Origin of the sequence: Ruegeria halocynthiae, assembly GCF_900106805.1 — a bacterium.
GTDB classification, from domain to species: Bacteria; Pseudomonadota; Alphaproteobacteria; order Rhodobacterales; family Rhodobacteraceae; genus Ruegeria; species Ruegeria halocynthiae.
On sequence record NZ_FNNP01000001.1, the window covers coordinates 1,588,434 to 1,612,974 of the forward strand.

At 56.9% G+C, this 24,541-nt stretch carries 23 protein-coding genes; 8 read left to right on the forward strand and 15 right to left on the reverse strand.

Annotated elements, in window-relative coordinates; all coding sequences use genetic code 11:
- Positions 1-32: 32 nt before the first annotated feature.
- From fdhF to ychF, 5 genes are all read right to left on the reverse strand, one after another.
- Positions 33-2,816, reverse strand: coding sequence for a formate dehydrogenase subunit alpha (gene fdhF / locus BLU89_RS08015; protein ID WP_074735895.1), 2,784 nt, complete (start codon positions 2,814-2,816; stop codon positions 33-35).
- A gap of 13 nt (positions 2,817-2,829) precedes the next feature.
- Positions 2,830-4,533, reverse strand: a complete 1,704-nt coding sequence (locus BLU89_RS08020; RefSeq protein ID WP_074735897.1) for an NAD(P)H-dependent oxidoreductase subunit E — start codon at positions 4,531-4,533, stop codon at positions 2,830-2,832.
- An 85-nt stretch (positions 4,534-4,618) separates the two neighbouring features.
- Positions 4,619-5,500, reverse strand: a complete 882-nt coding sequence (locus tag BLU89_RS08025) for a LysR family transcriptional regulator (RefSeq protein ID WP_074735899.1) — start codon at positions 5,498-5,500, stop codon at positions 4,619-4,621.
- Positions 5,501-5,569: 69 nt separating this feature from the next.
- Positions 5,570-6,079 (reverse strand): GNAT family N-acetyltransferase, encoded by a 510-nt coding sequence (locus tag BLU89_RS08030; protein ID WP_245709680.1) that lies wholly within the window; start codon positions 6,077-6,079, stop codon positions 5,570-5,572.
- A 7-nt stretch (positions 6,080-6,086) separates the two neighbouring features.
- Complete coding sequence (gene ychF / locus BLU89_RS08035; protein ID WP_074736490.1) at positions 6,087-7,184, reverse strand: redox-regulated ATPase YchF; 1,098 nt, start codon at positions 7,182-7,184, stop codon at positions 6,087-6,089.
- A 202-nt stretch (positions 7,185-7,386) separates the two neighbouring features.
- On the opposite strand from ychF, the gene BLU89_RS08040 reads away from it, so the two are divergent.
- The 7 genes from BLU89_RS08040 to BLU89_RS08070 all read left to right on the forward strand — a co-directional run bounded on the left by BLU89_RS08040 (position 7,387) and on the right by BLU89_RS08070 (position 13,415).
- Positions 7,387-7,872 carry an acyloxyacyl hydrolase gene (locus BLU89_RS08040; RefSeq protein ID WP_074735903.1) on the forward strand — a complete coding sequence of 162 codons (486 nt, stop codon included), beginning with the start codon at positions 7,387-7,389 and terminating at the stop codon, positions 7,870-7,872.
- Between the two features lie 79 nt (positions 7,873-7,951).
- Positions 7,952-8,743 (forward strand): tryptophan synthase subunit alpha, encoded by a 792-nt coding sequence (trpA, locus tag BLU89_RS08045; RefSeq protein ID WP_074735905.1) that lies wholly within the window; start codon positions 7,952-7,954, stop codon positions 8,741-8,743.
- A gap of 163 nt (positions 8,744-8,906) precedes the next feature.
- A complete protein-coding gene (locus BLU89_RS08050) occupies positions 8,907-10,073 on the forward strand; it encodes an alpha-hydroxy acid oxidase (protein WP_074735906.1) in 1,167 nt (388 codons plus the stop codon).
- A gap of 250 nt (positions 10,074-10,323) precedes the next feature.
- Complete coding sequence (locus BLU89_RS08055) at positions 10,324-10,977, forward strand: 50S ribosomal protein L25/general stress protein Ctc (RefSeq protein WP_074735908.1); 654 nt, start codon at positions 10,324-10,326, stop codon at positions 10,975-10,977.
- 130 nt (positions 10,978-11,107) lie between these two features.
- On the forward strand, positions 11,108-11,791 hold the full coding sequence (gene pth, locus BLU89_RS08060; protein WP_074736492.1) for an aminoacyl-tRNA hydrolase: 684 nt from the start codon (positions 11,108-11,110) through the stop codon (positions 11,789-11,791).
- 70 nt (positions 11,792-11,861) lie between these two features.
- A complete protein-coding gene (locus BLU89_RS08065; RefSeq protein ID WP_074735910.1) occupies positions 11,862-13,025 on the forward strand; it encodes a serine hydrolase domain-containing protein in 1,164 nt (387 codons plus the stop codon).
- A 9-nt stretch (positions 13,026-13,034) separates the two neighbouring features.
- Positions 13,035-13,415: a DUF2237 family protein gene (locus tag BLU89_RS08070; protein WP_074735911.1), complete on the forward strand. Its 381-nt coding sequence runs from the start codon at positions 13,035-13,037 to the stop codon at positions 13,413-13,415.
- Here the strand turns inward: BLU89_RS08070 and BLU89_RS08075 are convergent.
- From BLU89_RS08075 to BLU89_RS08105, 7 genes are all read right to left on the reverse strand, one after another.
- The gene (locus BLU89_RS08075; RefSeq protein ID WP_074735913.1) at positions 13,412-14,044 is read right to left on the reverse strand and encodes a class I SAM-dependent methyltransferase; all 633 of its coding nucleotides are present in this window, start codon (positions 14,042-14,044) and stop codon (positions 13,412-13,414) included. The two genes, BLU89_RS08070 and BLU89_RS08075, sit on opposite strands and share 4 nt — an antisense overlap.
- 44 nt (positions 14,045-14,088) lie before the next feature.
- Positions 14,089-15,336 (reverse strand): tryptophan synthase subunit beta, encoded by a 1,248-nt coding sequence (trpB, locus tag BLU89_RS08080; RefSeq protein ID WP_074735915.1) that lies wholly within the window; start codon positions 15,334-15,336, stop codon positions 14,089-14,091.
- Between the two features lie 100 nt (positions 15,337-15,436).
- Positions 15,437-16,081, reverse strand: coding sequence for a phosphoribosylanthranilate isomerase (locus tag BLU89_RS08085; RefSeq protein WP_074735916.1), 645 nt, complete (start codon positions 16,079-16,081; stop codon positions 15,437-15,439).
- A gap of 9 nt (positions 16,082-16,090) precedes the next feature.
- Positions 16,091-16,444: a lipopolysaccharide assembly protein LapA domain-containing protein gene (locus BLU89_RS08090; RefSeq protein ID WP_083347686.1), complete on the reverse strand. Its 354-nt coding sequence runs from the start codon at positions 16,442-16,444 to the stop codon at positions 16,091-16,093.
- 4 nt (positions 16,445-16,448) lie between these two features.
- The gene (ihfB, locus tag BLU89_RS08095; protein ID WP_074735918.1) at positions 16,449-16,733 is read right to left on the reverse strand and encodes an integration host factor subunit beta; all 285 of its coding nucleotides are present in this window, start codon (positions 16,731-16,733) and stop codon (positions 16,449-16,451) included.
- Positions 16,734-17,003: 270 nt separating this feature from the next.
- Complete coding sequence (gene rpsA, locus BLU89_RS08100) at positions 17,004-18,680, reverse strand: 30S ribosomal protein S1 (protein WP_074735920.1); 1,677 nt, start codon at positions 18,678-18,680, stop codon at positions 17,004-17,006.
- A 406-nt stretch (positions 18,681-19,086) separates the two neighbouring features.
- Positions 19,087-20,772: a tryptophan halogenase family protein gene (locus BLU89_RS08105; RefSeq protein ID WP_074735922.1), complete on the reverse strand. Its 1,686-nt coding sequence runs from the start codon at positions 20,770-20,772 to the stop codon at positions 19,087-19,089.
- Between the two features lie 437 nt (positions 20,773-21,209).
- On the opposite strand from BLU89_RS08105, the gene BLU89_RS08110 reads away from it, so the two are divergent.
- Complete coding sequence (locus BLU89_RS08110) at positions 21,210-21,686, forward strand: YHS domain-containing (seleno)protein (RefSeq protein WP_074735924.1); 477 nt, start codon at positions 21,210-21,212, stop codon at positions 21,684-21,686.
- A gap of 30 nt (positions 21,687-21,716) precedes the next feature.
- On the opposite strand, the gene BLU89_RS08115 is transcribed toward BLU89_RS08110, so the two are convergent.
- From BLU89_RS08115 to trmB, 3 genes are all read right to left on the reverse strand, one after another.
- On the reverse strand, positions 21,717-22,331 hold the full coding sequence (locus BLU89_RS08115) for a (d)CMP kinase (RefSeq protein WP_074735925.1): 615 nt from the start codon (positions 22,329-22,331) through the stop codon (positions 21,717-21,719).
- Complete coding sequence (gene aroA, locus BLU89_RS08120) at positions 22,328-23,674, reverse strand: 3-phosphoshikimate 1-carboxyvinyltransferase (RefSeq protein ID WP_074735927.1); 1,347 nt, start codon at positions 23,672-23,674, stop codon at positions 22,328-22,330. Before aroA ends, BLU89_RS08115 begins: the two co-directional genes overlap by 4 nt.
- 69 nt (positions 23,675-23,743) lie before the next feature.
- Positions 23,744-24,454, reverse strand: a complete 711-nt coding sequence (gene trmB, locus BLU89_RS08125; RefSeq protein WP_143030523.1) for a tRNA (guanosine(46)-N7)-methyltransferase TrmB — start codon at positions 24,452-24,454, stop codon at positions 23,744-23,746.
- Positions 24,455-24,541: the final 87 nt, after the last annotated feature.

Here is a 24,541-nt window from a genome sequence, read left to right on the forward strand (position 1 = left end):
CGAAGAGCCGCCCGTTTCCTAATCACTAAAGCCTATTCTGCTGCGACCGCATCCGCGATCTTTTCGACACGAATGGCCGAAAACTTGAACTCGGGGATTTTACCATAGGGGTCGATGGCCGAATTGGTCAGAATATTCGCCGCCGCCTCGACATAGGCGAACGGGATGAACACCATATCCTCGGCAATCGCCCGGTCAGCCCGTGCCATGATCTCGATGGAACCGCGGCGGGTGGTCAGGCGGATCATCTCACCCGGCTCAATACCCATCAGCTTGAGGGTCCGTGGGTTCAGCGAACAGTTGGCTTCCGGCTCCACCGCATCCAGAACGTTGGACCGTCGGGTCATCGACCCGGTGTGCCAGTGTTCCAGCTGACGTCCTGTGGTGGCGATCATCGGATATTCGTCATCCGGGGCCTCATCCGGTGGGATAACGCTCGCCGGAGTGAACCGTGCCTTGCCGTCAGCACGCGGGAAGCCGTCGCCGAATACGATAGCCTGCCCGGGGTCGGTCTCGCTGAGTGAGGGATAAGTGATTGTCTCAGTATTCAGACGTTCCCACGTAATGTTGTTGAGCGAATTCATCGTCAACTTCATCTCGTTGAATACCTCAGACACATCCGTGTAATCCCAATTCAACCCGATCCGCTGAGCCAGCTCGACTGTGATCTTCCAGTCCTCACGCGCCTCACCCGGAGGAGTTACGGCGGGGCGCACGCGCTGCACCTGACGGTTGGTGTTCGAGACGGTGCCGTTCTTCTCATAAAGCGCCGAGGCGGGCAGGATAATGTCAGCATAGTTTGCTGTCTCGGTCAGGAAGATGTCCTGCACGATCATCAGTTCCAGTTTCGCCAGCGCCTCACGCGCGTGGCCGACATCAGGGTCGGACATGGCCGGATTTTCACCCTGAATGTACATACCCTTGATGTTGCCAACGTAAATTTGATCGATAATTTCGGTGACGGTCAGACCCTTCTCGTTCGAGAAGTCGTCCGAGTTCCAGACATTGTTGAACTTGGCCCGGATGCTGTCATCGGCCACCGACTGGTAATCCGGCAGGAACATCGGAATCAGACCCGCGTCGGACGCGCCCTGCACGTTGTTCTGACCGCGTAGCGGGTGCAGACCTGCACCCGGTTTGCCGACATTGCCGGTCATCAAGGCCAGCGAGATCAGGCAGCGTGAGTTGTCGGTGCCGTGGATGTGCTGGCTGACCCCCATACCCCAGAAGATCAGGCCGGCCTTGGCTTGCGCAAAGATGCGCGCGACTCGGCGGAGCTGATCCGGTTCAATGCCGCAGATCGGCGCCATCGCTTCGGGGGTGAAGGCGCGCAGGTGTTCTTTCTCAGCCTCCCAGTTCTCGGTCCAGCGGTGGATGTACTGACTGTCATACAGCTCTTCCTCTACGATCACGTTCATGATCGCATTAAGCATCGAGACATCGGCGCCTGGCCGGAATTGCAGCATTTCATCAGCAAACTTGCGCATACCAACGCCACGTGGGTCCATCACGATCAGCTTGCCACCACGTTTGGTGAACTGTTTGAAATATGTCGCGGCGACTGGATGGTTTTCAATCGGGTTGGCCCCGATGATGATAACCACATCCGAATTCTCCACCTCGTTGAAGGTCGCGGTCACGGCACCCGAGCCCACGTTCTCGATCAGAGCCGCCACCGAAGAGGCGTGGCACAGGCGTGTGCAGTGGTCGACGTTGTTGTGCTTGAACCCCTGTCGAATGAACTTCTGGAACAGATAGGCCTCTTCGTTTGTGCATTTGGCCGAACCAAAACCTGCAACGTTGCGCGGATCGTCCTCGCGCAGCGCTTTCAACTTGGTAGCCGCCAGATCCATCGCCTCTTCCCATGTCGCTTCGCGGAAATGGGTCGACAGGTTGCCCGGATCGACGTTCAGCCCCTTTGCCGGCGCATCTTCACGCCGGATCAGCGGCTTGGTCAGGCGGTGCGGGTGGTGGATATAGTCAAAGCCGAACCGGCCTTTAACGCACAGGCGGCCTTCATTTGCGGGGCCATTGATTCCCTCGACATATTTGACTTTGCCCTCCTTGACCTTCAGCGATACCTTACAGCCGACGCCGCAGAACGGGCAGACGCTTTCGGTCTCGCTGTCATAATCCTTGCTGTCGCCCTGCTGCTGATCGTCCAGCACTGTGGCAGGCATCAGCGCACCTGTCGGGCAGGCCTGAACGCATTCGCCGCAGGCCACACAGGTCGATGCACCCATTGGGTCGTTCTGGTCGAACACCACTTGCGCGGTATGCCCACGCCCGGCCATCCCGATCACGTCATTCACCTGCACGTCGCGGCAGGCGCGAACGCAAAGGTTGCAGTTGATGCAGGCGTCCAGATTGACACGCATCGCGACATGACTGTCATCCAGCAGCGGGATTTTCTCGGCTTCTTTCGCCGGAAAACGGCTGTCGCTGACATGGTTCAGCTTGGCCATGTCCCAGAAATGGCTGGATGTGTCGTGGGCTTCCTTGGGTTGGTCAGCCACCAGCAATTCCATGACCATGGCGCGCGATTTCTCGGCACGATCACTGTCGGTCTTGACCACCATGCCGTCCGCAGCAGGGCGGATGCACGAGGCGATCAGCGTGCGCTCGCCTTCCACCTCAACCATACAGGCACGGCAGTTGCCATCCGGTTTGTAGCCCGGCTGCGGTTTGTGACACAGGTGCGGAATGGTGAACCCCTGCCCCTTGGCGGCTTCCCAGATGGTCCAGCCTTCAGGCACGGTGACGTCCTCGCCGTTCAGGTTGAAGGTGACGGTCTTGTTTGGGCTTGCATCAAGCATGGCTCTGTCTCCCTCAGATTTCGTCAGCGAAATGTTTCATGACCAGGCGGATCGGGTTCGGGGCCGCCTGCCCCAGACCGCAGATCGAGGCGTCGCCCATGACCTGACATAGGTCTTCCAACAAATCCTGATCCCACTTGTCGGCCTGCATCAGCTTCACCGCCTTTTCGCAGCCCGCCCGGCAAGGAGTGCACTGACCACAGCTTTCATCCTCGAAGAAGCGTAGCATGTTGAGCGCCGCATCACGGGCAGTGTCCTGATCAGACAGAACCACCACGGCGGCAGAACCAATGAAGGTGCCATGTGGTTGTAGGGTGTCAAAATCCAGCGGGATGTCGTCCATTGACGCAGGTAACAGACCAGAAGACGGGCCGCCGGGCTGATACGCCTTGAAGGCTTGCCCTTCGGCCATGCCTCCAGCGGCTTCGATCACGTCCAGAATGGTTGAACCTGCGGGCAGCAGGTAAACACCGGGCTTCGCCACCCGACCCGAGACCGAATAGCTGCGCAGGCCCTTGCGACCATTCTTTTCGGTGCTGTTAAGGCATTCCGGCCCTTCGCGGCAAACTTTGGTGACCCAATACAGCGTCTCGACATTGTGCACCAAGGTCGGACGGTTAAAGACCCCAACCTGCGCCACAAACGGAGGACGGTGACGCGGCAGGCCTTTCTTGCCTTCGATCGACTCGATCATCGCGGATTCTTCGCCGCAGATATAGGCGCCAGCACCCCGGCGCAGATCGATATAGCCTTCCTCGACGATCCCGGCGTTTTCCAACGCGGCGATTTCGGTCGCCAGAATTTCCAGCACCGCCGGATATTCATCGCGCATGTAGATAAAGCAAGTCTCGGCCTCGACCGCCCATGCGGCGATCAGCATGCCCTCTAGGAAGACATGCGGTGTACGTTCCAGATAGTAGCGGTCTTTGAACGTTCCGGGCTCGCCTTCATCACCGTTCACGGCCAGATAGCGGGTACCTTCGTTCATGCGAACAAAGCCCCATTTCTTGCCCGATGGGAAACCAGCGCCACCCAGGCCCCGCAGACCTGAAGACAGGATATCGTCTTGCACCTGCTCCCAATCGCCGTTGTCGCGCAGTTCTTTCAGCTTGGCATAGCCACCATTCACCTCATAAGCCGCAAATGTCTCGTAATCAGGTAGATGCGCGTGGGTGTCACCAGCAGCAATTGCGGCCTGCACCTTTTCCGGTGTCGCATTGTCGATATGGTTGTGACCAATCTCCAACACTGGGGCAGTGTCACAGCGACCCATACAAGGTGCACGCACCACACGAACCTCGGACGCGTCCAGCCCGTCTTCAAGAGCCTTTTGCAGCTGCTGAGCCCCTGCCATCTCGCAGGACAGGGAATCACAGACGCGGATGGTCAACGCCGGAGGGGGCGTTTCATCTTCTTTCACCACGTCGAAATGAGCATAAAAGGTTGCGGTTTCGTAAATTTCAGCCTGACCGATCCGCATCTCAACCGCCAGTGCGGCGATGTGATCCGCACTGATATGACCGTGCTCATCTTGGATCAAATGCAGGAATTCGATCAGCAGGTCCCGGCGGCGCGGGCAGTCGCCCAACAGGCGCGCAATCTCGACCTGTGCTTCATCCGTGAACTGACGGCCTTTGGGAGTGTGCCGCCCCTTGCCTTTACCTGACTTCCAGACGCCCTTTGGCGCGCCTGATGGCTTGGTATCTAATGGTGCCATGATGCCCTCCGATTAAGGCTCCGTGTCTCATCAGAATAACATATCGTCAAATCGCCAATTTCAATCGCACGATAACGACACCTTATCACCGTAAAGACGTCACCACAGCACGCAAAGCCTCGACCGTCGGCAATTCGGGGTCTCGGGTCAGGGTTGCCAGACAAATCGGTTTGCTGACAACCGGATCGATCAGAGGCAGAATTTTCGTCCCTTTCAGATCGCCCAGCGCGCGCACCAGAACGCGGGGCACAACAGTAGCCGCCAGCCCCTCACGCGCCATGACCATTGAGGCGGTAAACCCACTGGTTTCTGCAACCACATGCGGGTGTAACCCCTGTTCTGCGAATATTCGATCCAGAATACGACGGTTCTGCATTTGCGGTTCTAGCAGGCTGATCGGAAACTCAGCCACCTGCGCCCACGGAATGGGACCGGTTTCATCGGTCATGTGCGATGGGACCAGCAGCACATAGGTTTCTTCGTACAGGGACTGCACTTGTCGAAGATCGGTTCCGATACTGTCGCCATAAGTGATTCCTGCGTCCAGACTACCTTCGTCCAGCCGATGCTGTATGGCCGAGGCCGACATGGTTTCGATCCGCGACAGAATCCGCGGATGGGCTTGCTGAAGACGTTTGATCAGCCGCCCAGTGAAGGCAATTGCCGTCGGGATTACGCCCAGGATCAGGGTGCCGGTGATCTCGCCCTTTGCGGCCAGCACCTGTTGTTCCAGCGCCTTGGTATCGTCGAGAATGCGACGCGCCCGCTGGACGATCATCTCGCCCTCTTCGGTCAGGCCCTGAAACCGGTTGGCGCGACGCACGATGGAAACGCCCAACCGGTCCTCAAGATTGCGGATACGCATTGAGAAGGCCGGTTGAGAAATCCCACATTCAGCGGCCGCTTTGGCAAAATGCCGATGCCGTGCCAAGGCGCTGAGCAATTGCAGGTCGCGGATTTCGATCATTTGCCGGATTTCCGAGGTAAGGACAAAAACCCAGATTAGCCGTTTTTGCGCTGAGGGGAAGCGAAGCGTTCAGGTCAGACGCAATGCATATACATTGTTCAAATAGCCCTGATCCGCAATCCGGAACTGCGTCTCGCCGATATGCTCAAACCCATTTGCCAGATAGAAGGCAATGGCCGGATCGTTTTCAGCATTGGTTGTTAACCAGACGGTATCTGCCCGTTGCTTTCGGCAATGCGCCAACGCTGCCGCAAGAAGGCGTGTGCCGATCCCTCTGCCATGATGACGCGGCTGAACATAGAACGTGGAAATCTCCATGCCCGACCATCCCGCGACAGGGGCATTGCAGAGCGGAGAGACGCGAATGAACCCGTCGATCCCCTGCGCATTTTCCGACACCAGAATGAACTCCTCTGGATCGTTGATCAGGTCGGCGAAACGCGATGGCGTGAACTCGGCCAGCGCGTAGTCCGCGAAAAAACCGCTAACCCCGTGTTTGAGGTAGGTACCGACCCACACCTCAATTGAAATTGCCGCAATGCTGGACGCATCCGACCGGTTCGCTACGCGCAGGGTCAACGCTGTCTCAGGTGTTGAACAAAAAGTGCAATACATCGCCATCTTTGACGATGTACCCCTTGCCCTCGGCCCGCATCTTGCCCGCTTCTTTCGCGCCCTGCTCGCCATTGGCGGCGATGAAATCGTCATAGGCGATGGTTTCGGCGCGGATGAAACCTTTTTCAAAATCGCCATGGATCACACCTGCCGCCTGCGGTGCGGCAGTGCCGGTGCGGATGGTCCAGGCGCGGGCCTCTTTCGGCCCTACCGTGAAATAGGTTTCCAACTTGAGCAGGTCGTAACCCGCGCGGATCAGACGGTCGAGACCGGGCTCTTCCAGCCCCATTTCCTCGAGGAACATCTGCGCTTCGTCTGCTTCCAGAAGGCTGATCTCTTCTTCGATCTTGGCGCTGATGATGACATGGGAATTGCCCTGCGCCGCTGCCATCTCAGCCACACGGGCTGAATATTCGTTGCCTTCAGCGGCTTCTTCTTCGGACACGTTGCAGACATAAAGCACCGGCTTGGTGGTCAGCAATTGCAGCATCTTCCAGGCCTTGGCGTCTTCGTCGGACACTTCGACCAGACGCGCGGGCTTGCCGTTTTCCAGCATCGCCTGCGCCACAGCCAGCAAGCGTTCCTGCTGCTGTGCCTCTTTGTCGTTACCCTTAAGCTTGCGCACCAGATTGGCACGGCGTTTTTCGATGCTTTCCAGATCGGCCAGCATCAGTTCGGTCTCGATCGTGTCGGCGTCCGCGACGGGATCCACACGACCATCCACATGGGTCACATCGCCATCTTCGAAACAGCGCAGCACATGGGCAATCGCATCGGTCTCGCGAATATTTGCCAAAAACTGGTTGCCCAGCCCTTCGCCCTTTGAGGCCCCTTTGACCAGACCGGCGATATCAACAAATGTCATCCGCGTCGGAATGATCTGTTTCGAGCCCGCAATCGCCGCCAGTTTGTCCAGACGGTCATCAGGCACCGCAACATCACCGACATTGGGTTCAATCGTGCAAAACGGGAAATTCGCCGCCTGTGCAGCTGCGGTTTTGGTCAGCGCGTTAAAGAGGGTCGACTTGCCCACATTCGGCAGACCCACAATTCCCATTTTAAAGCCCATGACGGCCTCCTGATACCATTCGAACGCCGCTTCTAGGCAGGTCCGGCGCAATGCGCAAGGCATAGCGCTGGAACACCTCCGCGAGTCTATTCTGCCACATCACGATATCGACATCACATTGTGTTCTTGCGCCCATAGAAAACATGCAATTACAGTCACCAATAAAAATAAACACCAACGAACGACGGACATAGTAGATACGATGAAATCCCTTGTTATTCTTGCCTTCACACTGATGGCCGCAACTGCGGCACAGGCCCAATCCATTGTTTTTGGCGCGGGTTATGCAGATTATTCCAGCAGTGACGGTGAAGATCAGGCCATCTTTTCGCTCGAGTACCAGCATCGATCCTTTTACGAAGCTACCCGCTTCAGCGCCACATGGGGGGCCGCGTTGTCAGTTGACACAGACGGTGACACACATGTCGGCGCCGGCCTGATCGGGCTTTACAGCTTTGCTGACCGCTGGTTCGTCGAAGGCAGCGTAATGCCCGGATACTACAGTGATTCCAACGAGGGGAATGATCTCGGCGGCAGCTTTCAAATTCGCAGCCTGCTTGGCTTGGGATATACTCTGAACAGCGGCAATAAGCTGTCGATCGCTATCACGCATAAATCCAATGCCAGCACGCAAGAGGATAACCCAGGCGTGAATGCCCTGCTACTGCGGTATCACCACGCGTTCTGATCACCATTCCACCAAGCGGGATTGATTTTCAGCGAAAGTTTCTGCACATCAGGTCCAAACCCGAGTGCAAGGATCTCCGATGACCCGTATCGACGCCAAATTCGCCGCTTTGAAAGAACAGGGCAAAAAGGCATTTGTAGCTTATGTCATGGCCGGAGATCCCGACTATGACACATCGCTTGAGGTCGTAAGGGGCTTGCCCGGCGCAGGCGTCGACGTGATCGAACTGGGCCTGCCCTTTACCGATCCGATGGCGGATGGTCCAACCATTCAGGCCGCCGGCCAGCGGGCGTTGGAAAGTGGAATGACATTGCAGCGTACGCTGGATCTGGCCCGCGCGTTCCGTGAAACCGATGACGCCACGCCGATCGTCCTCATGGGGTATTACAATCCCATCTATAGCCGCGGGGTTGAATCCTTTCTGACCGACGCGAAAGCTGCTGGAATCGATGGGCTGATCGTCGTCGACCTGCCGCCGGAAGAAGATGAAGAACTCTGCCTGCCCGCGCAGGCTGCTGGATTGAACTTTATCCGCCTGGCGACACCGACCACCGACGATAACCGCCTACCCCGTGTGCTGCAGAACACATCAGGCTTTGTGTACTATGTATCGATCACCGGCATCACAGGCGCCGCTGAGGCGCAGGCAACCGATGTCGGCCCCGAGGTCGCACGGATTAAAGCCGCAACCGATTTGCCCGTGATTGTCGGATTCGGGATCAATACACCCGAAAAGTCCCGCAATATCGCCAGCATATCGGACGGAGCTGTCGTCGGATCAGCAATTGTCAGCCAGATCGGCGCTGGAAAACCGGCGACCGAGGTGCTCGACTTTGTTAAATCGCTGGCGGATGGCGCACACTCTGCCTGACGACATCGTCCCATTTCAGGTCTACCCCCAACCGCAGCAAGCGCTCCGTTTGCTGCGATTTTTTTATGCATTGCCACGCGGCAACCCACCGCAGCAAGCAGGCGTTGCAGAGCGCTGTAAAAATTGGTAAAGAAACTTAACCAATCCTTCGAAAGCCTGATCAATGCCTGTCATTACGAATATCGAAGACCTGAAACGGATCTATGAGCGCCGTGTTCCGCGTATGTTTTTTGACTATGCAGAAAGCGGTAGCTGGACCGAACAGACGTTCCGTGAAAACTCCTCGGATTTTGAAGACATTCGTTTGCGTCAGCGGGTTGCCGTGGACATGACCGGGCGATCAACCGCATCACAGATGATCGGACAGGATGTATCCATGCCGGTCGCGCTTGCCCCAGTCGGCCTGACAGGAATGCAGCACGCTGATGGTGAGATGAAGGCGGCAAAAGCCGCAGAAGAATTCGGGGTGCCGTTCACCTTGTCTACGATGTCGATCAATTCGATCGAAGATGTCGCCGAACACTCCAACGCACCATTCTGGTTTCAGCTGTATACCATGAAAGATGAGGATTACATCAGACGTCTGATTCAGCGAGCCAAGGACGCGAGTTGTTCGGCTCTGGTCATCACGCTTGACTTGCAGATTCTCGGGCAACGGCACAAGGATCTGAAGAACGGATTGTCGGCACCACCTAAGCTTACTGCCAAAACCATCGCAAACCTGATGACAAAGTGGGCCTGGGGCATTGAAATGCTTGGCGCCAAACGACGTGAATTCGGCAATATCGTGGGTCATGTCGACAGCATCACAGACACGTCTTCGCTGGGGACATGGACGGCCGAACAATTCGACCCCAGCCTCGACTGGAAGAAAGTCGAAAAGCTGATGGAACAATGGGGCGGCAAAGTGATTCTGAAGGGAATTCTGGACGCAGAGGACGCCAAGATGGCCGCCAAACTGGGTGCGGACGCCATCGTCGTGTCGAACCACGGCGGCCGACAACTGGACGGTGCGCTCAGTTCGATCCGCGTCCTGCCCGAGATCATGGATGCGGTCGGTGGCGATGTCGAGGTTCATCTGGACAGCGGAATCCGCTCGGGTCAGGACGTGTTGAAGGCGCTGGCCTTGGGGGCTAAGGGCACTTACATCGGCCGAGCATTTGTCTATGGCCTGGGCGCCATGGGCCAAAAGGGCGTGACCACGGCGCTTGAGGTTATTCAAAAAGAGCTCGATACCACTATGGCCTTGTGCGGTGAACGCGGTGTTGCCAACCTCGGGCGGCATAATTTGCTGATACCAGAGGATTTTGAAGGCCGCTGGCAAAACTGACGAAAGTCTCAGCGGACTTAGGCGCTCTGCCACCGTTGCTCTTTGGGCGCTTACCCCATGGTTTTTGGCCAGATGAATGAACGGGCTTGCGCTTCATCTGGCCTCAAATACTCCGGCGCGCGAGACAGAGGTTCGCGAAAGGCCAACCTCACAAAAAGTCCTTTCCAAAGTAGGTGAATCAAGCTAAGGACGCGGCTTCACGCGGGCATACAGCCTTGGAGGATGCCCGCCCTAACATTGGAGAATTATCATGGCTGGAGAGATTCCTGATCTCGAAGCTCTGGAACGGACGGGGACAGGCAAGGGCGCCGCTCGTCAAGCACGCCGCGACGGCATGGTTCCGGGCATTGTTTTTGGTGGCGATAAAGAACCGCTGCCGATCCAGATCCCGTTCAACGTCCTGTTCAAGCGTCTGAAAGCAGGCCGGTTCAAGTCGACTCTGTGGAACCTGAAGGTTGAAGGCCACGAAGACGTACGTGTCATCTGCCGCGACGTTCAGCGTGATGTTGTCAAAGATCTGCCGACCCACCTGGACCTGATGCGCCTGCGCCGGACCACCAAGATCGCGCTGTTCATCCCGGTTGACTTCATCAACGAAGAAGAGGCACCCGGTATCAAGAAGGGCGGCGTTCTGACTGTTGTCCGCCCTGAGGTGGAACTGCTGTGCACCGCCGGCGACATTCCTGAGAAGATCACCGTTGATCTGGCCGGAATGGAAATCAACGACGTTGTCACCATCTCGTCGGTTGATCTGCCTGCCGGCACCAAGCCGACCATTGATCGTGACTTTGTGATCGCCAACGTCTCGGCACCCACCGGTCTGTCCACCAGCGACGACGATGAGGGTGAAGATGAAGACGTGGCCGCAGATGAAGTTGAAGTCATCGGCCAGGAAGAAGAATAAATCCGGATCATTTCGGGTTTTGAAGCGGGGTTCCTTTTGGGACCCCGTTTTCTTTTGACCGCACGGGGCTGGAAAACGTCCGGTGATCCATGCGATGAAGAAACGACGCGAGACTGTAAGGGACAAAGCGATGAAACTGTTTGTCGGTTTGGGTAATCCGGGATCAAAATACGCTCGCAACAGGCACAATATCGGCTTCATGGCGTTGGAACAGATTGCCGGAGATCACGGATTTGGCCCGTGGAAATCTAAGTTTCAGGCCGAAATTTCCGAAGGGCGCCTGGGTGGGCGCAAAGTGCTGCTACTTAAGCCCCAGACTTTCATGAACCGGTCTGGTCAATCGGTGGGTGAGGCGATGCGGTTCTACAAGCTCGACTCGACCGACGTGACCGTATTCCACGATGAGCTGGATCTGGCCCCCGGAAAAGTGCGCGCGAAAGCTGGTGGGGGTCATGCGGGTCATAACGGGCTGCGCTCGATCCACGAGCATATTAGCCCTGCCTATGACCGCGTGCGGCTGGGGATCGGGCACCCGGGCCGGAAAGAGATGGTCTCGCCCTATGTTCTGAGCGATTTTGCGAAGGCTGATGCCGACTGGCTGGATGAGGTCCTGCGTGGCGTCTCGGACGGCGCCGCTTATCTTGCCGACGGCGAGAGCGGGAAGTTCATGAATGCCGTGGCGCTGCGCACCTCGCCGCCCAGATCTTCGAAGACGCCACCCCCTCAGGAAACGCAGCCGAAGAAACCCACCCAAGCCGAAGCGGCACCAGATGACCGATCGGCAATGCAGAAACTGATGGACAAGTTCAGATAAACGTTCCGTAACGTTGCGATTGCGGAATGCATCGGGTCGGGGTCCAATACCGGATAAAGGGAGGTGCCACATGAAAACCATGCTCAAATGGCTGTTGCGCATTGTGCTGGCTCTGGCATTGGCAGTGCTGGTCGTAGGCATCTGGAAACGCGAAGAAATCCAGCGACTGATGGCGGTGAACTCTTTATTCTCGGAAGAGAACATCGTGCATAATTTCTCGCATATGGACGAAGCGTTTCTGACCGTTAGCTTGCCACGCGGTAGCGGCCCGACATGGGAACTGCCATACGGCCCAGGTTTCGATCTGCCGCAAGGGTTGGATCAGTGGATCGAGGATCGCGCTGTGACATCGTTGCTGGTGATGCAGGGCGGCGAGATTCGCTTTGAAGAGTATTATCTGGGCACCGGCCCCGATGACCGACGGATCTCATGGTCTGTCGCCAAAAGCTATCTGTCTGCCCTGTTCGGCATTCTGATGGCTGAAGGTGTAATTTCATCGCTGGATGATCCGGTCGTGAACTATGCCCCCGAACTGACCGGCAGCGCCTATGAAACCGCAACGATCCGAAACGTACTGAACATGGCCAGCGGCGTGACCTTTGACGAGGACTATCTGGACTATAACTCGGATATCAACCAGATGGGTCGTGTCCTGGCACTGGGCGGAGAAATGGACGACTTCGCGGCCTCATTGCAGGACAGTTTCACAACGCCCGGCGAGACATGGCAATATGTATCGATCGACACCCATGTAATCGGGATGGTTATCCGTGGCGCGACAGGGCGGAACGTAGCGGAACTGCTGAGCGAAAAGATCATCCAGCCGCTGGGGTTAGAGCGGGATGGTTACTACATCACAGATGGTGCAGGCGTGGCGTTTGTGCTTGGGGGGCTCAATTTCACAACCAGAGATTTCGCTCGGTTCGGGCAATTGATCTTGCAGGACGGCGCGCGTGACGGGGATCAGGTGGTGCCCGCTGAATGGCTCAGAGAATCCACATGGCCCAGCGCACCAACCAAAACCGGCAAGATTGGCTATGGGTATCAATGGTGGGTCCCGGTTGGCGCCCATGAGGGCGAATTCATGGCGCGCGGCATATACGGTCAGTATCTTTATTTCGATCAGCCTCGCGGTATATTGATTGCCACAACAGGCGCTGACCGGAAATTCCGTGAGCCCGGCGTCAGCGACCAGAACGTAGAAATGTTCCGCAAAATCGCTCAAAGCCTGTAAGATCGGGCCATGCAAAAGCAAGACAGCACCAATGTATTGGGCGGAGTGCTTGAACACTGCTCGCGCGATCCGCTGACGGGCTTCTTTCGCGATGGGGCCTGCAACACCTGCCCCGAGGATCAGGGTAGCCATACGGTGTGCGCTGTGATGACGGCTGAATTCCTAGCCTACTCGAAATACGTCGGCAATGATCTGAGCACACCACGGCCGGAATTCGATTTTGCCGGTCTTAAGCCGGGTGATAGCTGGTGCTTGTGTGCGTCACGTTTCCTGCAGGCCTTTGACGAGGGGTGCGCGCCAATGGTTCATCTTCAAGCCACCCACCAAAGGGCGCTGGATATAGTTCCTCTGCGTGTTTTGCAGACACAAAGAGCCGAAGACAAAAACTAGATTGCGACGGCTTTATATCCTCGCGATGTACGCGAGGGAGGGCCTGTTGGAAAGCTGTGCTCAGTTCGCAGATCCCATCCCGAACGCGCCAGCATATCCGCCACGACCTCTGGTCGGTAGGTTCGGTGCCGCCACTGGAACCAAATGATTGCGTTGCACCAATGCGGCTTACTTACAACCAACCACAAATCAGTGCCCGGAGTCGCCAGTTCGCGCATCCGACGCAATGCATCAACCGGTTTCGGGCAGTGTTCAAGCACATGAGCAGCCAGGATACAGTCATAGGGGAATCCTGCACTGAAATCTTCCAGCCGCGACTGCTCGATAACCGCATCCACGCCCCGTCTGGCCAAGGCGCTTTTCGCCTGATGCAACATCTTTTCCGAAGGTTCTAGCAGAGTTACAGAACCGTTTGGTTGAACGACCGCACGGGCCTCTGCAAATGCGCCTGTCCCGCATCCAACATCCAAAGCGTTCTGCCCGTGATGCACGACAGGATCAGCCGAAAGAAAACCCAGGTAAGCATCAAAATATCCAAGCAAACGCATCTTGTCCGCCCAACCGGGCGCTGCGGCATCATATTTTTGACCAAGCCGCTCAGAAGTAATTGGTTGGGATTGGTTGCGCATGTGCGCAACCTGACACAATTCAAATTGGCTGCATAGCCCAGAGACTAGCCCGCCGTGCGGCCTTCGGTATCCGACATATCGAAATTCAAATACTTCGCCACGGTCTGCACATCCTTGTCACCGCGACCACACATGTTCATGCAGATCAGGTGATCTTCGGGCAGGTCGGGTGCGATTTTCATCACATGCGCCAGCGCGTGACAGGGTTCCAGCGCGGGGATGATGCCTTCGGTGGAACAGCACAGCTGGAACGCCTCCAGCGCCTCTTTGTCTGTGATCGACACATACTTGGCGCGGCCGATTTCATGCAGCCATGAATGTTCGGGTCCGATACCCGGATAGTCCAGACCGGCCGAGATCGAGTAGCCTTCCAAAATCTGCCCGTCATCATCCTGCAGAAGATAAGTGCGGTTGCCATGCAACACGCCCGGACGACCACCGGTCAGCGAAGCACAGTGCTCCATCTTCTCGTTTACGCCTTTTCCACCCGCTTCTACGCCGATGATGTTGACCGACTTGTCATCGAGGAACGGATAGAACAGGCCCATCGCGTTCGAGCCTCCGCCGATGGCAGCAATGATCGTATCTGGCAGACGGCCTTCGGCCTTTTGCATCTGCTCTTTGGCTTCTTTGCCAATGATTGACTGGAAGTCGCGGACCATCGCCGGATACGGATGCGGACCAGCCACGGTGCCGATACAATAGAACGTGTCGCGCACATTGGTCACCCAATCGCGCAGAGCGTCGTTCATGGCGTCTTTAAGTGTACCACGGCCAGACGTTACCGGAATCACCTCAGCCCCCAGCAGGCGCATACGGAAGACATTGGGAGCCTGACGCTGAACGTCATGCGCGCCCATGTAAACGATGCATTTCAGACCAAACTTGGCGCAAACCGTGGCGGTGGCCACACCATGCTGCCCTGCCCCGGTCTCGGCGATAATGCGGGTCTTGCCCATGCGACGGGCCAGAATGATCTGACCAAGCACATTGTTGATCTTATGCGCGCCGGTGTGGTTCAACTCATCGCGTTTGAGGTAAATCTTCGCGCCGCCCAGATGCTGCGTCAGGCGCTCCGCATAATACAGCGGCGACGGGCGGCCCACATAATTCGCCCACAGATCATTCATCTCGGCCCAAAAGGTGGGGTCATCCTTGGCTTTGTCGTATTCCTCTTCCAGCGACAGGATCAGCGGCATCAGCGTCTCGCTGACGAAGCGTCCGCCAAAGATGCCAAAGCGGCCCTGCTCATCCGGACCGGACATGAAGGAATTGAAAAGATCGTTGGCCATGGGTGTCTCCCTCGTCGTACCCGTTGTTCATAGGAGGTGGAGACAAGATTTGCCATGGCAAAACGCGCTTTTGAACCTGCCTTCCGGCGTGGGCGTCAGATCACCGGGTTGCGTCGATGAAGGCCCGGATCAAAGCCGAATCTTTGACGCCCGGTTCGCTCTCAACACCCGAGGCCACATCCACTTGACGTGCACCGGTCGTGCGGATCGCCTCGGCAACGTTTTCGGGCTTCAGGCCACCCGCCAGCATCCACGGCTTGCGCCAGTACTTACGTCCGGCCAACAACCGCCAGTCGAACGCCAACCCGTTGCCACCAGGCAAAACCGCATTTTTGGGCGGCTTGGCATCAATCAAAATCTGATCGGCAACATCATTGTAAAGGTCTATGGCAGCCAGATCTTCGGCATCAGCCACGCCAATGACCTTCATCACTGGCAATCCATACCGTGCTTTGATTTCGCTCACACGTTCGGCGCTTTCGCCGCCGTGCAATTGCAGCATGTCAAACGGTGCTGATGCGGTAATCTTATCCAGAAATTCATCCGGCGCATTCACAACCAAAGCAACCTTGGCCACTCCGATGGGAACGGATTGCACCAACGTCGCCGCCTGTTCCGGAGAAACATAGCGCGGCGATCTAGCAAAGAAGTTGAAGCCGAGATAGCGCGCACCCGCATCCGCCGCATCGCGCACATGTTCAGGAGCGGTCAGGCCGCAGATTTTAACGCTGATCTCTGTGGGCATGGATCGGCCTCAGCTTGCCTCATCCAACAGAGCGAGAACATCATCTTGTCCTTCGTTCTGCTTAGTCTTGAGCTTTTTGACCTCACGCTCAAGCTTGCGCACTTCGCCTTTTTTCACGGTCGCGTCTTTGCGGTGCTTGTACTCGCGCAGCCATTCCCACAGGAACCCGATGACCAGTCCGGCCACCACACCACCGAGGACCACAAGAAATAGTGGCAGCGAAGCCGATAGGTTAAAGCCCAGCAGCTCTGCCAGAGCATCCGGCATGAGCTTCAGTTCAACCATCTGACGGTTTGCCAGCGAAACCGAGACCAATATGATCCCCAGAGCCGCTAGAAAGGCATAACGAATGTAGCGTATCATGAGACTACGCTTTACCGTTCAAACGATCCCTTAGCAACTTGCCAGTCTTGAAAAACGGAACACATTTTTCCTCGACCTGGACGGTGTCTCCGGTGCGCGGATTCCGCCCGACACGGGCATCGCGTTTCTTGACCGAAAACGCACCAAAGCCACGCAGCTCAACACGGTCACCACGCGACATGGCATCGGTCACTTCCTCGAAGACAGTATTCACAATCCGTTCGACGTCGCGCTGATAAAGATGCGGGTTCTCGTCGGCAATTTTTTGAATCAGTTCTGAACGGATCATGCGCAATACCCTCCCAGGCGTCCGGTGTGTCTGGTCTACTGATTTGACAGTATAGGAAAAAACCCGGAACGGGGGAACGCATACTCTGCCCAGTTTGGCTTTATTTTGCCACATTCTAACGCGATTTTTAGCACACAGGCCCGATTTCCACACCTATTGAGCGAACAACACCGGAAATAACTCGGATAATTGGAACATATTGATTCGCAACAATAACGGCCCCGTGCGTTTGCACGGGGCCGAAATTCTTGCTTGGACGGTCGCCCTGGATCAGTCGCCGGATTTCAGCGCTGCACCCAGGATATCGCCCAACGAGGCGCCCGAGTCGGAAGAACCGTACTGTTCCACGGCCTCTTTCTCTTCGGCGATTTCGCGTGCCTTGATCGACAGGCCCAGACGGCGGGTTTTGCTGTCGACATTGGTGACGCGAACGTCGACCTTGTTACCGACCGAGAAACGCTCGGGGCGCTGTTCGGCGCGGTCACGGCTCAGGTCGGAACGGCGGATGAAGGACTTCATGCCTTCGTACTCGACCTCGATGCCGCCATCTTCGATTGCGGTCACTTCAACGGTTACGATCGAACCACGCTTCACGCCGCCCACGGCTTCGGCGAACTTGTCACCACCCAGGGCTTTGATCGACAGCGAGATACGCTCTTTGTCCACGTCAACTTCCGAGACAACCGCCTGAACGACGTCGCCTTTGCGGTAGTTCTGGATCGCATCTTCGCCACGCTCGTCCCATGACAGGTCGGACAGGTGAACCATGCCATCGATGTCGCCTTCGAGGCCAATGAACAGACCGAATTCGGTGATGTTCTTGACTTCGCCTTCGACCTCGGTGCCCTCGGGGTGCGTTTCTGCAAACACTTCCCACGGGTTGCGCATGGTCTGCTTCAGGCCCAGAGACACGCGACGCTTGGCGCCGTCGATTTCCAGAACCATAACCTCGACTTCCTGGCTGGTCGAAACGATCTTGCCAGGGTGGACGTTTTTCTTGGTCCAGGACATCTCGGATACGTGCACCAGACCTTCGACACCGGCTTCCAGCTCGACGAACGCGCCGTAGTCGGTGATGTTGGTGACGCGACCCTGATGAACCGAGTTCAGCGGGTACTTGGCCGCAACCAGATCCCAGGGATCGTCCTGCAGCTGCTTCATGCCCAGGCTGATGCGGTGGGTCTCTTTGTTGATCTTGATGACTTGGACGTTGATAGTCTCGCCAATCGTCAGGATCTCGGACGGGTGGTTCACACGGCGCCATGCCATGTCGGTGACGTGCAACAGGCCGTCAACGCCGCCCAGGTCAACAAATGCACCGTATTCGGTGATGTTCTTGACGACACCCTCGACGGTCTGACCTTCGGTCAGGTTGCCGATAACTTCGGCACGCTGTTCGGCACGCGATTCTTCCAGGATTGCGCGACGCGAAACAACGATGTTGCCACGGCGACGGTCCATTTTCAGAATCTGGAACGGCTGCTTCAGACCCATCAGCGGGCCAGCGTCGCGCACGGGGCGCACGTCAACCTGCGAGCCGGGCAGGAACGCAACTGCGCCGCCCAGATCGACGGTGAAGCCACCTTTGACGCGACCAAAGATTGCACCTTCGACACGCTGGTCGTCGGCATATGCTTTTTCCAGACGGTCCCATGCCTCTTCACGGCGGGCCATCTCGCGTGAGATGACGGCTTCGCCGCGGGCGTTTTCTGCGGCGCGCAGGTAAACTTCTACCTCGTCACCTACAGTGATCTCAGGGGCTTCGCCGGGATTTGCGAATTCTTTCAGATCAACGCGGCCTTCCATTTTGTAGCCTACGTCGATGATGGCTTGGCCGGCTTCGATTGCCAGTACCTTACCTTTGACAACAGAACCCTCTTCGGGCGTGTCCATTTCGAAGCTTTCGTTCAGGAGGGCTTCGAATTCCTCCATAGTTGTATCAGCCATCTGGCGTTGTTTTCCTTTACATACATTTTTGCTGGCCGAGCGGTTGTCTCCGCCGGTCTTGTTTCATGATGTCTTTGGGCGTGATCCGGTGCGTTCCCGAGCAAACAAACACAAAGGGCCGAGTTAACCCGGCCCTGCTCAGAAACGTCATCCGGACGTTGACCGCCCTTGTATCGACAGCGCGCGTATAGGCGGATTTAACGAAAGGCGCAAGCAGAAAGCCAATTCCGCAAGGGTTTGGGCAAATCTGCTACCTGCCCGGGTATACTCTGGCGCTCCAGATTCCGACCTCTTTCTTCAGCATCGCATGTTCGATGGCATTCAGCCATGAAATCGCTGCATCGAGATTACGAGCTCCGCCTCTCATAGGCTCAGAAAAAGCCTCGACGCAGCGCGCAGGGAGTTTCTAGAACAGTTGCAAATCCTTTGTGCCGCTTTGGATTTCGGCGAGGTCGGGCATGTTCTGAATCGTCGCAGATGCCGGTTCCGCACCCGGCATAGCCACAGTAGGTTTCATCGCCGCCGCCATGCCAAAAGCTGGTTGCTCAAGCTCTCCACGGATATCGCGCAGCAGCGTTTTGTGATCCGGCATCGATTTGACGATCTGCGCAAGGTCCACCTTCGCGCGCTTCATGCCCTGAAACCAGATTGGTTTCTTCAACGGTCGCAGACGATCGCGGATGCCAGCGCCATAGCCCGTATCATAAACCTGTTTACCCAAGAGAACCGTTTGATAAACGCGATGGTCAAACAGCGTGGTGAATTCGGTATCGTGATTCAGCGGCAGCCGATGTTGCCACAGTTCCAGATTCTCGGCCAACCGATCCGGCAACTTCAATTCGGTGCGTGCATCAATCCAGTATTGATCATCCGTACGGTTGCCCAGCCGATAATGCAGACAGATGAACTCCAGAACTTCGTTATAGAGCTTGTTCATCTGCCGATTGTACCGTGTCCGCAGCGAAGGCTCGATGTCTCGTGTGGGCAAATGCTCGGCCAACCAGCGCACGGCATGATCAATCATATGGATCGCTGTGCTCTCCAAAGGTTCGATGAACCCGCCAGACAGGCCAATGGCCACACAATTCTTGACCCAAGCATTGCGCACACGCCCGATGCGCATTGGAATTATGCGCGGCGTCGCACCCTTGCCACTGTCACCCAGCCATTCGAGATATTCATCAGCCGCCTGATCGTCTGTACGATGCGCGGATGAGAACACATAGCCCGTGCCCACACGGTTGTAGAGCGGCACCCGCCAAGTCCATCCCGCGCCCAGCGCGGTAGACCGAGTGAGGCTTTCGATCTTATCCGGGTCGGGGTGGTCGATCTGCAACGCCATGGCGCGATCGTTGGGCAGATAATCGGAATAATCCATAAACGGCTCGCCCAGGGCCTTGTTGATAATCAACCCGCGGAACCCGGTACAATCCACGACCATCTCAATGTCATGGCGGCCTGCACGCTCTAACATCAGATGGCTGACATTACCCTGCTCATCCAGCTCGACCGACTGCACCTCGTCCTGAATATGCTCAACACCGCGCTTGGTACAGACTTTGGCGAGCATCCCAGCAAACTTCACAGCGTCCAGATGATAGGCATAGCCAAATCGCTGCTCAAACTCAGGCTGACCCAACTGCCGGGCCCCTTTGCACAGGCGGCCCAGATGATCGTGCGGAGAGATGGACTGGGTAAAATCCCGATCCCCATTGCCAAAACGCAAGAAGTATTCAGCGGCCTCCAACCCATACAGCATCTGACCATGGGCAAAAGGGTTCACATAGTCGATGCGATTACCCTTGGCGTCCTTGTTCCAGTTGCAAAACTTCACACCCAGTTTGAACGAAGCATTGGTCTCGCGGAAGAATTCCCGCTCAGAGATGCCGGCCTGGCGGATCGTGACCGGCATACGCGGCACCGTCGCCTCACCCACGCCCACAGTGGAAATGTTGGGGCTCTCGATCAGGCAGAGCCGAGGGCGATCCTTGGGCGCCGAGGTGCGAGAAAACACCATGTCGAGGAGCAGCGCAGTCATCCATCCTGCTGTTCCACCACCAACTATGGTGATCTTGCTTAGACGATTATTCATATTTTGGTCCCTGTTGACTTGAGGGATTTCACCGCTGCTTCCCTTTTCTGGGTTTTTTGCAGCTGTCCCTTCTGGCTTGTGCGGGGACTATAGCAGCTTTCTTATGTCCAGCTAGGGGCGCGTTTGTGACTCGTTCGGTAACCTGCCCGCACTGTTGCAAATATTGTGGAGTGACGGCATTGAATATCTGCACAGTAAAGTGGAACAGCCCGTTTCTCCCCCGCACGTTTTGATCGAAACGCAGGTATTTTTGACTGTGGTGGCGCTTGGTCAATCACATAAGAGTAAGTGAATCTAATTCGCAATTCATGCATGTTTCCGGACGATCTGCAATGTTTGCCGGCCTAACGGTTATTACACGTCCGCATTACTTTTCCTAACTTGTTCACATCGGTCGGCAATCACTCCGGCCTCACCCTGACTGAAAGGAAAATCAAATGAAATCCCTTACCCTTACGGCTCTTGCCGTCACGATGGCCCTGTCCGTCCCTGCATTTGCCGCCGATGAGATCAACGTCTCAAAAGGTATCTCAGCCGCAGGTGCTCCGCTGGCGGTGCATGGGGTGGATCTTGTGGCCATGGTTACCAGCGGAAATCCCGTTGAGGGCTTTGCCAATCACTCGGCCACGTATGACGGTGCCTCTTACTACTTCACCAGTGCCGAAAACCTCGAAGCATTCGAGGCCAATCCGGCGGATTACCTGCCGCAGCACGGCGGCTATTGCTCGTTTGGTGTTTCGGTCGGCAAAAAGTTTGACGGTGACCCGGACCAGTATCTGATTGCAGATGGCAAGTTGTATCTGTTCCTGAACGCAACCACACGTGGTGAGTTCCTGAAAGACATCACCGGCACCGCAAAAACTGCTGACGATCAGTGGGCAAACATCAAGAGTATCGCCGTTGGCGAGCTGTAAGCTCAATGACCCGATCTGCCCGTGGCTGTTTCAGGTCGCGGGCAGGTTCTGTTCAATGATTTCGAGCGCACGCGCAAGCGCGGCCTCGATACTCAGATCCGAGGTATCAAGTTGCACGGCATACTCGGCGGGTTTCATCGGTGCTGTGCTGCGTTCAGCGTCCCGGGCGTCGCGTTCTTTGACATCCGCCAATACCCGATCACGTGTGACGGTCCCGCCTTTGGCCGCAAGTTCGAGGTACCGCCGTTCCGCCCGCACTTCGGGACTGGCAGTGACGAACAGTTTGACCTCAGCGCCCGGGCAGATCACGGTTCCAATGTCGCGCCCATCCAGCACGGCCCCTCCGGCACGTCGGGCAAATGCACGCTGAAAATCGATCAGCGCGCTGCGGACTTCGGGAATAACCGCAACTTTCGAGGCCGCCTGCGCGATCTCTGCGGTACGCAGATCACCCTGCTCCAACTCTTCCGCCGTCAGGGATTGCGCAGCGTCCACGGGTTCTTCCCCTTGCAGCATACGCCGTCCAACGGCGCGATAAAGCAAACCGGTATCCAGATGGGCAAACCCGAAATGCGCGGCAACCGCTTTCGAGATAGTGCCCTTTCCGGCAGCCGCCGGGCCGTCGATCGCGACAGTGAACCTCATGTACGCTCGACCCTCGCGCCCAATGCGGCCATCAACGGCTCAAAGATCGGGAAAGACGTCGCGATTGGTCCGCCATCATCTACCGAGACAGGTGTTGTTGCGCCCATCCCCATGACCATGAAGGACATTGCAATGCGGTGATCAAGGAAACTCTCACACGTCCCTCCGCCCGGTACGCCACCAATGCCGAGACCTTCGACAGACCACCAATCATCACCCTCATCCACCGTCACACCATTGGCGCGCAAGCCACGAGCCATGGCATCGATCCGATCGCTTTCCTTGACCCGCAGTTCTTTCACACCGCCCATCATCGTGGTGCCAGCGGCATTGGCCGCCACCACGGACAGCACCGGATATTCATCAATCATCGAGGCCGCGCGTTCTGCCGGAACACTGATCCCCTTCATGTTGGGCGAGTATTTTGCCCGCAGATCTGCAACCGGCTCACCACCTTCTTCGCGCTCGTTCTCATAGGTCAAGTCAGCGCCCATCTCGCGCAGCGTGGTAAATAGCCCCGCACGGGTGGGATTCAAGCCGATGCCCGGAACCAACACGTCCGAACCCGGTGTGATCAGCGCCGCACAGACCGGGAAGGCCGCGCTCGACGGATCGCGAGGCACGGCGATAACCTGGGGTTTCAGCTCTGGGCGACCGGTCAGAGTAATAACACGGCCCTCGTCCGTATCCTCAACCGTGATTTCAGCGCCAAAACCCGTCAGCATTCGCTCGGAATGATCGCGGGTGGCCTCTTTCTCGACCACAACGGTCTGGCCGGGTGCATTCAGACCGGCCAACAACACCGCAGATTTAACCTGCGCCGATGGCACGGGCACTTTGTAATGCACCGGGACGGGATCAGCCGCACCAACAATTGTCATCGGCAAGCGTCCGCCTTCGCGGCCCACCGATTGCGTCCCGAACAGAGCCAGCGGATCGGTCACCCGCGCCATCGGGCGTTTGTTCAGGCTGGCATCGCCAGTGAAGGTCGCTGTGATTGGCGACGTGGCCATCGCCCCCATGATCAGGCGCACACCGGTGCCGGAATTGCCGCAGTCGATCACCTGATCGGGCTCAGCAAAGCCGCCGACACCTACGCCATGCACAGACCATTCTCCGCCGCCATGATCTGTGACCTCCGCCCCGAAAGCACGCATAGCCTTCGCCGTGTCGAGCACATCCTCGCCTTCCAGCAGACCCGATATTCTGGTCTCTCCCACGGCCATAGCTCCCAGAATTAGGGACCGGTGCGAGATTGACTTGTCGCCGGGCACCTCTGCAGTGCCGGTCAGCGGGCCGCAGGGATGTGACGTCATCGGGATGGGCGTGCCGTGTCCGGACATGAGGGCTCCTGTTTTCGCTATCAGTACTCAGGCCGATTAGCGAATTGGGGCCGTTTGGTCCAGCGGCAATCAGTTTTTGCGTCGGAAGGTCAGGTAATGCGGGGTACGACCCTCGCGCAGGGCCTTCTGTTCATAGCGGGTAGATATCCAGTCATCCCATGGTTCACGCCAGTCAGAGGGGCGCTCCGCCAACCACTCGAAACCCGCGCGAGGCACTTCTTCGAGGGTTTGGCGCACATAGTCGGGAATGTCGGTCGCAACGCGGAAAACTGAACCAGGTTTCAAAGCGCGCGCCAATGGCTCCAGATGTTCAGGGGTCACAAACCTACGGCGGTGATGGCGGGTTTTTGGCCAAGGATCAGGGTAGAGCAGAAATGCACGCGAGATGCTGGCCTCGGGCAGAACATCAAACAGGTCGCGCGCATCACCGGGATGCACCGCAAGATTACCGACCCCCGCACGACGGATTTTGCCCAAGAGCATGGCCACGCCGTTGATATAGGGCTCAGCCCCGATGATACCGATATCCGGATTCTGTTGTGCCTGGTGCACCAGATGTTCGCCGCCGCCAAACCCGATCTCCAGCCAGATCGGTTTGCCGCCGAACAACCCATTCAGATCAAGAGCCTTGCGTTCCGGATTGGCTTCCCAATCCACGTCACCTGGAGACAGGGCAGACAGATCTTCGGACAGATAGGTCTTTTGGCTGGGCTTCAGGGTTTTGCCCTTGAAGCGGCCATAAAAGTTTCTGCGAGGGCGTTTTGGGGTCTGTGTACTCATGGCGCAGCCCATACTGCGGGGCTGAAGCTGTTGCAAGAGGTCGGCCACATGCAAAAACGCGCCGAAACCGGCGCGTTTCTACGTTCA

Excerpts from the sequence above, each read along its gene's own strand:
- trpA (WP_074735905.1), top strand. The coding sequence starts at position 7,952 with ATGACCCGTATCGACGCCAAATTCGCCGCTTTGAAAGAACAGGGCAAA.
- BLU89_RS08075 (WP_074735913.1), bottom strand. The coding sequence starts at position 14,044 with ATGCGCAACCAATCCCAACCAATTACTTCTGAGCGGCTTGGTCAAAAA.
- ychF (WP_074736490.1), bottom strand. The coding sequence starts at position 7,184 with ATGGGCTTTAAAATGGGAATTGTGGGTCTGCCGAATGTGGGCAAGTCG.
- BLU89_RS08115 (WP_074735925.1), bottom strand. The coding sequence starts at position 22,331 with ATGAGGTTCACTGTCGCGATCGACGGCCCGGCGGCTGCCGGAAAGGGC.
- BLU89_RS08040 (WP_074735903.1), top strand. The coding sequence starts at position 7,387 with ATGAAATCCCTTGTTATTCTTGCCTTCACACTGATGGCCGCAACTGCG.
- BLU89_RS08090 (WP_083347686.1), bottom strand. The coding sequence starts at position 16,444 with ATGATACGCTACATTCGTTATGCCTTTCTAGCGGCTCTGGGGATCATA.
- BLU89_RS08065 (WP_074735910.1), top strand. The coding sequence starts at position 11,862 with ATGAAAACCATGCTCAAATGGCTGTTGCGCATTGTGCTGGCTCTGGCA.
- aroA (WP_074735927.1), bottom strand. The coding sequence starts at position 23,674 with ATGTCCGGACACGGCACGCCCATCCCGATGACGTCACATCCCTGCGGC.
- rpsA (WP_074735920.1), bottom strand. The coding sequence starts at position 18,680 with ATGGCTGATACAACTATGGAGGAATTCGAAGCCCTCCTGAACGAAAGC.
- BLU89_RS08020 (WP_074735897.1), bottom strand. The coding sequence starts at position 4,533 with ATGGCACCATTAGATACCAAGCCATCAGGCGCGCCAAAGGGCGTCTGG.
- BLU89_RS08055 (WP_074735908.1), top strand. The coding sequence starts at position 10,324 with ATGGCTGGAGAGATTCCTGATCTCGAAGCTCTGGAACGGACGGGGACA.
- BLU89_RS08070 (WP_074735911.1), top strand. The coding sequence starts at position 13,035 with ATGCAAAAGCAAGACAGCACCAATGTATTGGGCGGAGTGCTTGAACAC.
- trpB (WP_074735915.1), bottom strand. The coding sequence starts at position 15,336 with ATGGCCAACGATCTTTTCAATTCCTTCATGTCCGGTCCGGATGAGCAG.
- ihfB (WP_074735918.1), bottom strand. The coding sequence starts at position 16,733 with ATGATCCGTTCAGAACTGATTCAAAAAATTGCCGACGAGAACCCGCAT.
- fdhF (WP_074735895.1), bottom strand. The coding sequence starts at position 2,816 with ATGCTTGATGCAAGCCCAAACAAGACCGTCACCTTCAACCTGAACGGC.
- BLU89_RS08050 (WP_074735906.1), top strand. The coding sequence starts at position 8,907 with ATGCCTGTCATTACGAATATCGAAGACCTGAAACGGATCTATGAGCGC.
- BLU89_RS08105 (WP_074735922.1), bottom strand. The coding sequence starts at position 20,772 with ATGAATAATCGTCTAAGCAAGATCACCATAGTTGGTGGTGGAACAGCA.
- BLU89_RS08110 (WP_074735924.1), top strand. The coding sequence starts at position 21,210 with ATGAAATCCCTTACCCTTACGGCTCTTGCCGTCACGATGGCCCTGTCC.
- BLU89_RS08085 (WP_074735916.1), bottom strand. The coding sequence starts at position 16,081 with ATGCCCACAGAGATCAGCGTTAAAATCTGCGGCCTGACCGCTCCTGAA.
- trmB (WP_143030523.1), bottom strand. The coding sequence starts at position 24,454 with ATGAGTACACAGACCCCAAAACGCCCTCGCAGAAACTTTTATGGCCGC.
- pth (WP_074736492.1), top strand. The coding sequence starts at position 11,108 with ATGAAACTGTTTGTCGGTTTGGGTAATCCGGGATCAAAATACGCTCGC.
- BLU89_RS08025 (WP_074735899.1), bottom strand. The coding sequence starts at position 5,500 with ATGATCGAAATCCGCGACCTGCAATTGCTCAGCGCCTTGGCACGGCAT.